Here is a 13,014-nt window from a genome sequence, read left to right on the forward strand (position 1 = left end):
GAAACACCCTCTCACCACCGAGTTGAAAGGATCCCGCCATGTTCCGCAGATCGTGGCGTCACGCGGCGGCGGCTGCCGCCGTGCTGCTAGCCCTCGGCAGCGTCACCGCCTGTGGCGACGACTCGTCCGACAGCGAGGACCTGTCGGAGAACCGGGCCGGCGCGATGGAGAACTACGCCGTCGGTACCCAGTTCAAGGCCACCGAACCGCTGTCCTTCTCCGTCCTCTACAACAACCACCCGAACTATCCACTTAAGGAGGACTGGCTGTTCTGGACGGAGTTGAAGTCCCGGACGAACGTCAGCCTCGAGAAGGTCGCCGTGCCGCTGAGCGACTACAACCAGAAGCGCAGTTTGCTCATCGGTGCCGGCGACGCCCCGCTGCTGATCCCGAAGACCTATCCGCCGGACGTGCACGCGTACGTCTCCTCGGGGGCGATCCTGCCGGTCAGCGACCACCTCGATCTGATGCCGAACCTCAAGGACAAGATCGAGAAGTGGAACCTCAAGCCTGAGATCGACACGCTGCGCCAGCAGGACGGCAAGTTCTACCTGCTGCCGGGCCTGCACGAGAAGCCCTGGCACGACTACTCGCTGGCGGTCCGCACCGACATCCTCGAAGAGCTGAACCTCGAGGTCCCGAAGACCTGGGACGAGGTCTACACGATGCTCAAGGCGATGAAGGCGGCGTACCCGGACGTGTACCCGTTCTCCGACCGGTGGAGCCAGCCCAACCCGGCCGGCAACCTGCTCAACCTGCTGGCCGTGTCGTACGGCCTGGAGGGCGCGGGTTGGAACTTCCAGCACATGAGCTGGAACGCCCAGGCACAGCAGTTCGAGTACACCGGCGCCACCGACCAGTACAAGCAGATGTTGCAGTACCTCAACAAGCTGGTGTCGGAGAAGCTGCTCGATCCGGAGAGCTTCACCCAGACCGACGACCTGGCCCGGCAGAAGCTCGCCAACAGCAAGTCCTTCGTGATCAGCGCCAACGCCCAGGCCGTGGTGAACGACTACCGCCCCGACCTGGCCGCCACCAACCCGAAGGCGAAGATCACCAAGATCCCGCTGCCGATCGGCCCCGCCGGCGAGATCAACCCGGCCAGCCGACTGGAGAACGGCATGATGATCTCCTCCAAGGCGCGCGACAGCAAGAACTTCGTGGCCATGATGCAGTTCGTCGACTGGCTGTGGTATTCGGACGCGGGCCAGGAGTTCGCCAAGTGGGGCGTCGAGGGCACCACCTTCGTCAAGGACGCCTCCGGTAAGCCCACGCTCGCGCCGGAGGTCAACGTCGTCGGTCTGAACCCTGGTGCGCCGAAGCACCTGCAGAAGGACTTCGGCTTCTACAACGGTGTCTTCGCCTACGGCGGCAAGCCCGAGCTGGTGCAGGCGTTCTTCTCCCCTGAGGAGCAGGAGTTCCAGCAGGTGATGAACGCGCGGGCACCGAAGTCGCCACCGCCGCCGTACCCGCTCAACGACGAGGAGCGCGAGCAGGTGTCGCTCTGGGAGACCCCGCTCAAGGACCACGTCTACCAGGCCACGCTTCAGTTCGTGCTCGGGCAGCGTGACTTCGCCGAGTGGGACGCGTACGTGGCGGAGCTGAAGAGCAAGAACATGGACGCCTACCTGACGATGGTCAACGAGGCGCACAAGCGCTTCCAGGAGAAGAACTAGCAGCCTGTCCGGTCCGGTCGTGTCGGCGCGACCGGACCGGGCACCCTCCACCCCGAGCACAGGAACGACGATGCGGATCACCGTTGCGGAGCAACCCGTCGGCCGGCTGAACGACGCGTGGCGACTCGCCGTCGGCACCGGCCGGTTCGACCTGGCCCTGAGGCGCGACTACCAGGACTCGTTGGCCCTGGTGCAACGAGAGATCGGCTTCCGGTACATCCGCGGGCACGGCCTGCTCAGCGACGGCGTCGGGGTGCACCGGCCGTACGAACACCGGGGCCGACGTCAGGTTCGGCACGCCTTCGGCTACCTCGACCAGGTCGTCGACGCCTACCTCAAACTGGGCATCCGGCCGTTCGTGGAGCTGGGTTTCATGCCCTCCGGGCTGGCCAGCGGCGAGCAGACCGTCTTCTGGTGGCGCGGCAACGTCACCCCACCCCGGTCGCACACCGAATGGGCCGACCTGGTCCGGGCAACCGTCGGTCACCTCGTCGACCGGTACGGCCTGGACGAGGTGCGTGGCTGGCCGATCGAGGTGTGGAATGAGCCCGACCTGAAGGAGTTCTGGCAGGACGCCGACGCCGACGCCTACCACCGGCTCTACGAGGTGACCGCGCACGCGGTGAAGGACGTCGACGCCGACCTCCAGGTCGGCGGCCCGGCGCTCTCCCCCGGCGCCGACGACGGATGGCTGCCCCGGTTCGCCGAGTTCGTCACCGACCGTTCGGTCCCGATCGACTTCGTCAGCCGGCACGCCTACACCTCCGGCCCGGCCCAGCACGTGCCGTTCGGCGTCCACCAGACCCTGACGCCGGCGCAGCGGCTGCTCGAACAGTTCGCCAGCCCCCGTCAACTGCTCGCCGACACCGCGCTGGCCGACCTGCCGGTGCACATCACCGAGTTCAACAGCTCCTACCGGCCGGACAACCCCATCCACGACACCGCCTTCCACGCCGCCTACCTAGCCCCGGTGCTGGCCGGCGGGGGCGACCTGGTCGACTCCTTCGCGTACTGGACCTTCAGCGACGTGTTCGAGGAGGTGGGCATCCCGACCACGCTGTTCCACGGCGGCTTCGGGCTGCTCACCCACCGGCAGATCCGCAAACCCACGTTCCACCTGTACGCCTTCATGAACCGCCTGGGTACGCAGATCCTCGCCCGTGGGGCGGACCACCTGGTCACCCGCGACGACACCGGCCGCATCGCGGTGCTGGCCTGGGCGCCGGTCGACGTCACCGGCGGCGGACCGGTGGACGGCCACACCGTACGCCTGTCGCTGCCCATCGCCGATGCGGCCGCCCGCAGCGCGTTCCTGCTACGCTCCTCGGTCAGCGAGGAGCACGGCAACGCCTGGCGGGCCTGGGGTGAGCTGGGCCGACCGCCCTCCCCCACCGCCCGCCAGCTGGACGTCCTGCGACAGGCCGCCGAGCCGGCCCGGCGGCACGGCTCGCTGCCGGTGCTTGCCGGTCGCGTCGAACTGGATCTGCACCTGACCCGGCACGAGGTGACCCTGGCCGAGGTGAGCCCGGTTACCGACGAAACTCCGCCCTGGTGGGACGAGCGGCGACTGCTGGGCGGTGAGCCGTCGTGAGCACCGCCACCCGTCGGGAGTTCGGCGCCGGTCCGCTGTCCCGAGGGGCAGCGCTGATCTACACCCTGCTGGTGGTGGAGTTGCTGCTGCTGGTCTGCGCAGCACCCGGCCTGGTGGCGCTCTTCGCGCTGGAGCGGCACATCAGCAACCTGCCACTGGTCGCGCTCTGTGCGGTACCGCTCGGCCCGGCCTTCTCCGCCGCGCTGTACGCCCTGCACCGGCAGCGTCTCGACCTGACCGAGCTGCACCCGTGGCGGCTGTTCTGGCGCGGATACCGGGCCAACCTGACCGGTTCGCTGCTGGTCTGGGTGCCGGCGCTGGTGTGGCTTACCGTCATCGCGGTCAATCTGGTGAACCTGCCGGCGGCGGGGGTGCCCGGCTGGTGGGCGGTGCCGCTGATGCTGGTCGGTGCCGGGGTGTCGGTGGTCGGGGTCAACGCGTTGGTGATCACGTCGCTGTTCACGTTCCGGCTGCGGGACGTGTTCCGGCTGGCCGGGTATTTCGTGCTGCGTACCCCGGTGGTCACGGTCGGCACGGTGTTGCTGCTGGTGGCGGCGACCGCGCTCACCATGGTCGCCTCGGAGGCGGCGCTCGCCGCTCTCGGCTCGGTGCTGGCGCTGGCGCTGGTCCATGGCAGCGCACCGATGACCGACGTCATCAGGAAGGAGTTCGTCGGGTGAGTCTGCCCACCACGCCCAAGGTGCCGTTCGGCGGCGACTACAACCCCGAGCAGTGGCCCGAGGCCGTGTGGGACGACGACGACCGGTTGTTCGCCCTGGCCGGGATCGACACCGTCACCCTCGGCGTCTTCGACTGGGCGTCGACCCAGCCGACCCCCGACAGGTACGACTTCGGCCTGCTGGACCGGATCGTGGACCGGGCCGCCGCAGGCGGCCGGATGATCTGCATGGCCACCGGCACCGGTGCGCATCCGGCATGGTTGGCCCGAGCCCATCCGGAGGTGACCCGGGTCGACTTCGAGGGACGCCGGCACCGGTTCGGCCAGCGGCACAACTCCTGCCCCAGCTCGCCGGTGTTCCGTCGACTCTCGACGGAACTGGCGCGCCGGGTGGCCCGCCGGTACGCCGACAACCCGGCGGTGGTGGCCTGGCACGTGGGCAACGAGTACGGCGGCGCCTGCTACTGCGACCTCTGCACCGACGGCTTCCGCCGGTGGCTACGGGAGCGCTACGGCACCCTGGCCGCGTTGAACGCGGCCTGGTACACCACGTTCTGGTCGCACACCTTCACCGACTGGGACGAGATCGAGGCGCCGTCGGCACTGACCGAGCACTGGCGTGGGCCGGACCACACCGCCTTCCAGGGCATCACCCTGGACTACCGGCGCTTCATGTCCGAGGCGATGCTGGCCAACTTCCGCGACGAGAAGGCCGCCATCCGCGAGTCCAGCGACCTGCCGGTGACCACCAACTTCATGGGCATGTACCGACCGATCGACTACCACCGCTGGGCCGCGGACCTTGACTTCGCCTCCTGGGACAACTACCCGCCGGAGGGCAGCTCGCCGGCCTGGATGGCACTCAGCCACGACCTGATCCGCGGCCTCAAGGATGGCCAGGCGTTCTGGCTGATGGAGCAGACGCCCAGCATGACGGCCTGCCGCGACGTCAACCCGCTCAAGCCGCCCGGAGTGATGCGGCTGTGGAGCTGGCAGGCGGTGGCGCACGGCGCGGACGCGGTGCTCTTCTTCCAGCTGCGAGCGTCGCGTGGAGCGTGCGAGAAGTACCACGGCGCAGTCATCGGCCATGCCGGCCGCGCCGACACCCGGGTCTTCCGGGAGGTAGCCAAGCTGGGTGCCGAGTTGCGTCGGCTCGGCGACGCCACGCTGGGCGCGCGTACCCCGGCGCGGGTGGCGCTGCTGTTCGACTGGGACAGCTGGTGGGCGCTGGAGATGTCCGACGGACCGTCCCGACTGGTCCGCTACCAGCAGGTGGTGCTCGCCTACTACCAGGCGTTGTGGGACGCCGGAGTGGACGTCGACGTGCTCGCGGTCACCGCCGACCTGTCCAGCTACGCCGTGGTCGTCGCCCCGGCGCTGCACCAGGTCTCCGATGACCTGGCTGAGCGGTTGGCGCAGGTGGCACAAGGGGGCGGTTCGGTGCTGACCACGTTCCTGTCCGGCCGGGTGGACGTCGACGGCAACGCGTTCCTGGCGGACGTGCCGGGTCCGCTGGCACCACTGACGGGGGTACGGGTCGACGAGTGGGACGCCCGGGGCGCGGAGGTGGTCAACCCGGTCCGGCTCGGCACCGGGGCCGGGGAGCTGGAGGTCGACTCCCGGCTGGTGTTCGAGCTGATCATCCCCCAGGGCGCCGACGTGGTGGGCAGCTATCGCGCCGACTGGTACGCCGGCACCCCGGCGGTCACCCGCAACACCTACGGCGCAGGGCACGGATGGTACGTCGGCACCGCGCTGGACCAGCGCGGCGTCTCGTGGGTGGTGCGGCAGGTGCTGGACCGGCACGGCCTGGCCGGTCGCTACCCGGGCGTGCCGGGCCTGGAGACGGCGGCACGCGTCACCGGCGACGGCACCCGGTTGCTGTTCCTGCTCAACCACGGCACCGATGCCGTAGAGGTGCCCGCCACCGTGTCCGGCGTGGACCTGCTCACCGGCGCTCGGGTCGAGGTGGGTGATCCGCTGCGGCTCGACCCGGCCGACGTTCTCGTGCTCCGCGAAGCCGACAGGTCCGGTACCTCTTCCTGACCGCGCTCCGGCCGATCCGGGCGCAGCGGCCCGGCGTCGATCGACAACCTCCCCTGCCGGCCTCCGAGCCATCCTCAGCGTGCGATCCATGGTGCACATCAGCCGCCGACGCGCTCACTCGGTCTCGGTGGTGAGGGTGCGGAGGTTTCCGCGCACCTTTTCGAGCTGGCCGGTGGTCGGGAACTCGTCCCCGGGTGACGCCGGCGCCAACCACCGATGTCCGAACGTGTCGATAATTTCGACTTCCCGCAACCCGCCGGCCGGATCAGCGGCAATCTCCGTGCCGCAGGGTCCGGCACATGACGCAGACATTGAGCGCCGCGGTGACGGTAGGCGTCGTCGCCGCTGCGCTGCTCGCCCCGGTGCAGGTGACCGCTGCCGCCAGCGTCCAGCCGCCGGTAGTGACCACCAACAACGAAACCCCCGTGTTGTACGACGATGAGGCGGGTGGGAACGCCTCCGGTGACGATCCCGCGATCTGGGTCCATCCGGCGGACTCCCGGAAATCCGTGGTGATCGTGACCGCCAAGGAGGGCGGCCTCCGCGTCTACGACATGGGCTCTCGTGAGCTTCAGTCGTTGCCCGCCACGAAGGCACCACGAAGCGACGCTGTCGCGGGCCGCTACAACAACGTCGATATCGCCTACGGCCTGCGCCTGGCCGGTCGCCGGGTCGACGTCGCCGTCGTCTCGGACCGCTACAACGACCAACTCCGGTTCTTCGCCATCGACCCGGCGGGCGCGGCAGCACGTACCCCGCTGACGGAGGTCACCGCAGCGGACCAGAGCTTCCTGTTCAACCCCGACCGGGCGGCGGTCGAGCAGGAGCAGACCGCCTACGGCCTCGCCGTCTGGCAGCCACGCTCCGGCGAGACGTACGCCGTCGTCACCCAGGAGGGCACGACGACCATCGCCACCGTCCGCATCGCGGCCATCGGTGGCAAGCTCGGCTACACGGACATCCGGCGACGTGCGATGCCGAGCCACTTCCGGCTGCCGGACGCCACGACCTGGGTGCCCTGCGAGGAGCCAGGCGTACTGCCACAGCTCGAAGGTGTCGTGGTGGACCAGGCATCGGGTGTGCTCTACGCCGCGCAGGAGGACGTCGGCCTGTGGCGGCTGCAACTGCCGCTCGGGCCACGGAGCCGACCCACGCTCATCGACCGGGTCACCGACTTCGGCATCCACGATGTCTACGACAGCGAGACCGAGGAGTGCCGGCCGATCGACCCGAATGCGAAGGGCTATGGCGGAAATCTACTCGCGGCGGATGCCGAAGGTGTCGACATCTACTACGGGCGTGGCTCCACCGGGTATCTCATCGTGTCCAGCCAGGGCGACGACTCGTTCGCGGTCTACCAACGCCGAGGCACGAACCGGGCGGTGGGGAGCTTCCGGGTCACCGGCGTCGGTGGCGTCGACGACATCAACGGCTCCGACGGCCTGGCCGTGACCAACCGCCCCGTCGGCACGTACCGGCAGGGTCTGCTCGTCACCCACGACGAGCCCGAGACCGGACCCGACGTGGACGACGAGCGCGACGCCACCAACTTCTCGTACGTCTCCTGGGGCGATGTCGCGCGGGCACTGTCGCTGGCCGTGGACACCCGGGCCGGAAACGACCCTCGCCTACGTTGACACTCCCTGAGCCGGCCCGGCCCCCTCGCAGCAGCACACCGGCAGGAACCGGGTGCGTGCCGACCGGCGAGAGCAGTAGCGTCCCGACCCATGACCTCGGACGCTTTCGTACCAGCCGGCTTCACCCCGCCGACATCGCTGGTCGCCGAACGGTTCCGCCTCGAACCGCTGGGCCCGCAGCACAACGTGGCGGATCACGCCGCCTGGATGTCGAGCATCGAACACATCCGTGCCACGCCTGGATACCCGGACGGCGACTGGCCACCGCCCAGCGGTATGTCGGTGGAGAAGAACCTCTCCGATCTACGCCGTCACGCCGACGACTTCACCAGAGGCACCGGGTTCACCTTCACCGTCCTCGACCCGGGTGCCGACGACGTCATCGGCTGCGTCTACCTCTACCCGTCGGCCTCCACGGAGTACGACGTGACCGTCCAGTCCTGGGTGCGGGCCGACCGGGCAGACCTGGACGTGCCGCTCGCCAGCGCCGTCGCGGACTGGATCGCCACCGACTGGCCCTGGGAACGCCTGGACCGGTGCGGCCGCTGACGACGTGGCTTCCCGTCGCAGGCCGGCGAAGATTCGGGAGCGTCCTACGGCCTCCAGTCGCGGTTACGGCCGGTGAGCCCGAGGACCCGGTCGAGCAGCGGAGCGTCGGCGGGCTGGGCGATCATCGGTCCGAACAGGCCGGGGGTGCCGTCGCTGCTGGCCTGTTCGGACACCAGACGGTGGACCGTAGCGAGGGTCCGGTCGTCGATGTCGTACGGCTGACCGGTCGCGCGAGCGAGATCCCATCCGTGCACTACCAGCTCGTCAAGCGCGACGATGCCCATGATCTCGGCTGGCAGCGCGGCTCCCCCGACCGCGGTCTCGCCCGCCCAGGCCGCCGGCTCGCGCCAGGCGGCGACCAACTCGTCGAGCCGCCCCGGCAGTAACGTGCGCCACCGCGGGTCGAGCTTGTCGGCTGAGGGCTCGCCCGGCCCGTTCGGTGCGGGATCCGGTCCCTTCTCGGCAGCCGTCCGGAACGCGAGCGTCAGTCCCATGAGATGGTCGAGCAGGTCGCCGACCGTCCAGCCGGCACATGGCGTGGGGTCGGAGAGCTGGACGTCGGTGACCCCGGGCAGCAGCGCCTTCAGCGCGCGGGCTGCTGGCTCGAGATCCGGACTGCCGTCACTGTCGATCATCTCTGCTCCTTCGTCGCGAACTTCGCCGCACGCTACGCGGCGGGACTGACAGAACAGGCCGACGGCCGGTCAGGAGGTGCCCGGCGCGGCGTGGTCCGGCCGGCACCGCAAGCCGGCTCAGTGCAGGGGCCGGTCGTGCGCGTCGGGTACGCCGGACTTGCGGTGGAAGTAGGCGTTCACCTGGTCGCGCCACTCCCGCGCGCAGCGCAACTGCTCGTCGAGCCGCTCGGTCACCCGGGCGTGCACCGCGGCGTCCACCAACCCGGCGAGTGACTTCCACCGCAGGCAGGCCGCCTCCACCTCGACCACCCCGGCGAAGTGGGTGTCGTAGATGTGCTGGATGACGGTGCGACCGCTGTGCAGCACGTGCTCGTACGGCACGTGGTGAAAGAAGAGCAGCAGCTCGTCGGGGCAGGTCTCCGGGGATTCGTACACCCGGGACCAGGGTCGGGGGTACTGGCCGGTGAAGCCGGTGCCGGTGGCCCGGGTACGGTCCACGCCCACGCCGTCACGGTCGGCGAAATGGTAGGTGCCCCACCGGCTGTACTCGTATCCGTCGACGTCCGGGCCGTAGTGCAGGCCCGGCCGCACCATGAATCCCACGCCCAGCGGTGCGGTGTAGCGCTCGTAGCTGCGCCACGAGTCGTCCATGATCTCGTGCAGGGTGCGGCGGAGCAGGTCCGGATCGGCGCTGGTGTCCGGGTGGAAGGTCAGCTCGATCCATTCGTCGAGCACCTCCGCCGGTCGCAGCCGCGGATCCCAGGCCAGCCGGCCAAAGGCGTACAGGTTGGCCTGGGCCAGCGGGTGCCCGGTCCAGAACGGATCGTCACCCACGTTGGAGACGGCGACCAGACCGCCTCCGTCGGCGGCCACCGCGGCGACGGTGCGTCCGTCGTCGCCCCAGCCGAACCGCAAGACCTCGCTCCACCAGGGAGCCAGGTAGCACACGTGCCGCTGCTGGCCGGTGTACTCCTGCGTCACCTGGAACTCCACCGCCAACCGGGTGCCGGGCATCGCCGTGATCACCGGGGAGACGGGTTCGCGGGTCTGGAAATCCATCGGGCCGTGCTTGACCTGGACGATGACGTTGTCGCGGAAGCGGCCGTCGAGCGGGGCGAAGTGGTCGAAGGCGGCCCGGGCCCGGTCGGTGGAGCGGTCCCGCCAGTCCTGCCGGTGGTTGTAGACGAAGGCCCGCCAGTGCACCACGCCGCCGTGCGGGGCCAACGCCTCGGCGAGCAGGTTCGCTCCGTCGGCGTGGTCACGGCCGTAGCTGAACGGGCCCGGTTGTCCCTCCGAGTCCGCCTTGACCACGTAGCCGCCGAAGTCGGGGATGCGGGCGTACACCGCTGCCGTGGTCTCGGCCCACCAGGCCCGCACCGCGTCGTCGAAAGGATCCGCGGTGGGCAGGCCGGCGAGGACGACTGGCGCGGCGAAGGTGACCGACAGATGCACTCGGATGCCGTACGGACGGAACTCGTCGGCGATCTCGGCGACGTCGTCGAGCCGCTCGGTGAGCAGCCGTGCCTCGGTGGCGTGGACGTTCACGTTGTTCACCGCCACCGCGTTGATCCCACAGGCGGCCAGCAGTCGCGCATACCCCCGGACCCGGCCGCGGTCCCGCCGGGGGCGGCCGGCCTGCCAGAAGATCGATCCGCCGGCGTAGCCGCGCTCGACCTGACCCATCACCGGGTGCACGTCGACGTTGTCCCAGTGATCGAGCATGCGACGGCGCATCGCGGGACGGTGCGGTTGTGCCGCGCACGGTGGGCCGAAGGCCGATTCGCCGAGGCGGATCAAATGGAACAGCCCGTAGAGCAGCCCGGCCGGCTGGTCGGCGAGCAGCACCGTGACCTCGCCGTGCCGGGCCAGGGCGTAGCCTTCCCCGCCGAGTGGCCCACCGTCGGCCGCCCTCAGGTCGGCCAGAGCGGCGTCGAGCTCGGCGGGGCCGCCGTCGCCAGCGGCCGTGACCAGGGCGAGCACCAGGCTCGGCGGCGGCCCCTCGGCCGTACGTCGGACACTGCCGCCGTGTTCGGCGCAGGCCCGCTCGACCTCGGCGAACACCGTCTCGACGAGCCTTCCGGCGCCGAGTACGAGGCAGTGCCGGGAGCCGATCGCGCGGAACGCCTCAGCCGGCAACCAGGCGGGGTGGACATCGGTCGGGGCAGGGCCGGTCATTGCGCAGATCGTAACGATCTCACCAAATACGTCAAGATACTTCCGGAAGTCCCGGTCACCGGCGGGCCCGCCGCACGGGGGTGCGCCCGCCGGTCACCAGGATGTCGAGCCGTACCTTCGTCAGCTTGGTTCGACGGGCAGCCACAGCTCACAGGTGGCGGTGCTGAAATCGGCCGCGCGGTCGAGGACCGCGACGATCGACGGCCCCGGCCGCAGCCGCCACGGATTCGACGGGAACCATTCCGACGCGGTCGCGGCCCAGGTCTGTTGCAGCGTCTGCGGGTACGGTCCGGCGGCGCGGAAGACCGCCCACGTACCGGCCGGCGCCTCGATGCTGTCGAGGTCGCCGGAGACCCGGGTGTCCCGGGCCACGGCGACCCCGTGCAGGTAGGTCAGCTCGGTACCCTCGACGGCGTCCGGGTCGACGCCGTCGGTGACCTGGAGCAGACCGCCCGGCTCGGTGTCGCTGAGCTCCTTCAACCGCTGGTGCTCCTCGGCCGGCAGCGCGGTGACGTGCCGCTGGATGTGCGGGTTGACACCGTGGTGGATGAGCGGAACCCGGGTGGCGTGTCCGATGAGCCGGAACGCGGGTCGGTCGACGATGCGGGTGTCCACGGGGACGCTCCCTTCGACGGTCAGGCGGAACCTGAGTTGTGGTTGGCTACGCAGGGGGCCGCCGTCGCGGCGTACCTCACCGGGGCCGACGCCGTGCACGGCCCGGAACGCACGTCCGAACGCCTCCGTGGAGCCGTACCCGTACCGCACCGCGATGTTGAGCAGGTCGTCCTCGCCCCGGACGACGTCGGCGGCGGCGACGGTCATCCGCCGCCGACGCACGTACTCCGACAGCGGCATGCCGGCCAGCGAGGAGAACATCCGGCGCAGGTGATACTCGGTCGTGCCGAGCGCCCGGGCCGCCCAGGTGACGTCGAGTTCCTCGGTGAGGCGCTCCTCGACGAGGTCGACGAGCCGGTTGAGTGCCGAGATCATGAGGCCCCCTTTCGCCGTCAAGGTTGACCCGCGCGCCCCTCGTGGCGCCCGATCGTCCTGGCCCGATCCGATCATGCGGCGAGCAGGTGGCGGCACGGGACGGGTTCGTTTGGGAGGGCGGTGGGCGGGTAGACGCCGGACCCGCGGCGAAAGGGGTACGGCGAGGTGGACGACGAGCAGTTCATCGACTCCGTGGCGAACCGCACCGGGGCCTCGGCCGAGCAGGCGACAGCCATCGCCCGAGCCACGCTGACCACCCTGGCGGAGCGGATCGACGGCGGCGAGGCACGCGACCTCGCCGGTCACCTGCCGGAAGGGCTGCGGGCATACGCATTCGGCCCACATGAGGATGCCGAGCGCTTCGGCCTGGACGTGTTCGTGCAGCGGGTCGGTGGGCGGGCGGACGTCGACCCCGATCTGGCGGCGGCCGGCATCCGGGCGGTACTCGACACCATTCGCGAGGCCGTCGAAGCCGGTCAGTACGACGATGTCATCGCGTTCCTGCCCGCCGAGTTCTGGCAGGTGGCGAACCCGGCACCGCAGTACGACGCAGACCTCGACCGGGGCTGACCGCAGCGCCGGACGTCACCGGAGCGCGACGCGTTCGGCCACCGGCTCCAGGTACACCGGAAGGTGGTCGCCGGCCTGGGCGACGAACATGGCCACCTCGTACGCCATGTCGCCGACCTCCGCGTTGCCGTCGACACCGACGGCGAGGACGGCGCCGTTGCCGGTGGTGGCGTGGAACAGGAACGCCCGGGACATCTGCACCACCACCTGGTGCAGTTCACCGTCCCCGCAGACCCTGGCGGCGGCCAGGCCCAGCGCCTGAAGACCGCAGACCATGCTGGACAGTTGACCGGCGAGCTCGTCGTCGATGCCCCGTGAGGCGCCCAGCAGGAGGCCGTCCGGGGAGAGCACCACCGCGAACTGGGCACCCGGCACACGGTCGACGATGTTGTCGAGCGCGCGGCCGAGGTTGTCGGCGGTGGCCACCGCAGTAGTCATGGCAGATCCTCTCGTTGGCGGAACCGGC

The 13,014-nt window shown here is 70.0% G+C and carries 11 protein-coding genes; 7 read left to right on the top strand and 4 right to left on the bottom strand.

All coding sequences use genetic code 11. The features are described 5' to 3' along the window. The first annotated feature begins 38 nt into the window (after positions 1-38). The 6 genes from O7601_RS23305 (at position 39) to O7601_RS23330 (ending at position 8,178) form a co-directional block, all read left to right on the top strand. Positions 39-1,676 (top strand): extracellular solute-binding protein, encoded by a 1,638-nt coding sequence (locus O7601_RS23305; RefSeq protein ID WP_281563218.1) that lies wholly within the window; start codon positions 39-41, stop codon positions 1,674-1,676. Positions 1,677-1,746: 70 nt separating this feature from the next. Next, the gene (locus O7601_RS23310) at positions 1,747-3,267 is read left to right on the top strand and encodes a xylan 1,4-beta-xylosidase (protein ID WP_281563219.1); all 1,521 of its coding nucleotides are present in this window, start codon (positions 1,747-1,749) and stop codon (positions 3,265-3,267) included. Beyond that, positions 3,264-3,947, top strand: coding sequence for a DUF624 domain-containing protein (locus tag O7601_RS23315; protein WP_281563220.1), 684 nt, complete (start codon positions 3,264-3,266; stop codon positions 3,945-3,947). Before O7601_RS23310 ends, O7601_RS23315 begins: the two co-directional genes overlap by 4 nt. Further along, positions 3,944-5,992, top strand: a complete 2,049-nt coding sequence (locus tag O7601_RS23320) for a beta-galactosidase (protein ID WP_281563221.1) — start codon at positions 3,944-3,946, stop codon at positions 5,990-5,992. The genes O7601_RS23315 and O7601_RS23320 overlap by 4 nt, the downstream gene beginning before the upstream one ends. Positions 5,993-6,291: 299 nt before the next feature. Continuing rightward, positions 6,292-7,629: a phytase gene (locus O7601_RS23325; RefSeq protein ID WP_281563222.1), complete on the top strand. Its 1,338-nt coding sequence runs from the start codon at positions 6,292-6,294 to the stop codon at positions 7,627-7,629. A gap of 90 nt (positions 7,630-7,719) precedes the next feature. Then, positions 7,720-8,178 (top strand): N-acetyltransferase, encoded by a 459-nt coding sequence (locus tag O7601_RS23330; protein WP_281563223.1) that lies wholly within the window; start codon positions 7,720-7,722, stop codon positions 8,176-8,178. A gap of 44 nt (positions 8,179-8,222) precedes the next feature. On the opposite strand, the gene O7601_RS23335 is transcribed toward O7601_RS23330, so the two are convergent. From O7601_RS23335 to O7601_RS23345, 3 genes are all read right to left on the bottom strand, one after another. Further along, positions 8,223-8,813 carry a TIGR03086 family metal-binding protein gene (locus O7601_RS23335; RefSeq protein WP_281563224.1) on the bottom strand — a complete coding sequence of 197 codons (591 nt, stop codon included), beginning with the start codon at positions 8,811-8,813 and terminating at the stop codon, positions 8,223-8,225. A 117-nt stretch (positions 8,814-8,930) separates the two neighbouring features. Beyond that, on the bottom strand, positions 8,931-10,988 hold the full coding sequence (locus tag O7601_RS23340; protein WP_281563225.1) for an alpha-glucuronidase: 2,058 nt from the start codon (positions 10,986-10,988) through the stop codon (positions 8,931-8,933). Between the two features lie 120 nt (positions 10,989-11,108). Continuing rightward, on the bottom strand, positions 11,109-11,978 hold the full coding sequence (locus O7601_RS23345) for an AraC family transcriptional regulator (protein ID WP_281563226.1): 870 nt from the start codon (positions 11,976-11,978) through the stop codon (positions 11,109-11,111). A 165-nt stretch (positions 11,979-12,143) separates the two neighbouring features. On the opposite strand from O7601_RS23345, the gene O7601_RS23350 reads away from it, so the two are divergent. Beyond that, a complete protein-coding gene (locus O7601_RS23350) occupies positions 12,144-12,548 on the top strand; it encodes a DUF2267 domain-containing protein (RefSeq protein ID WP_281563227.1) in 405 nt (134 codons plus the stop codon). 15 nt (positions 12,549-12,563) lie between these two features. On the opposite strand, the gene O7601_RS23355 is transcribed toward O7601_RS23350, so the two are convergent. After that, positions 12,564-12,986: a roadblock/LC7 domain-containing protein gene (locus O7601_RS23355; protein ID WP_281563228.1), complete on the bottom strand. Its 423-nt coding sequence runs from the start codon at positions 12,984-12,986 to the stop codon at positions 12,564-12,566. Positions 12,987-13,014: the final 28 nt, after the last annotated feature.

Origin of the sequence: Verrucosispora sp. WMMD573 (genome assembly GCF_027497175.1) — a bacterium.
Taxonomy (GTDB): Bacteria; Actinomycetota; Actinomycetes; order Mycobacteriales; family Micromonosporaceae; genus Micromonospora.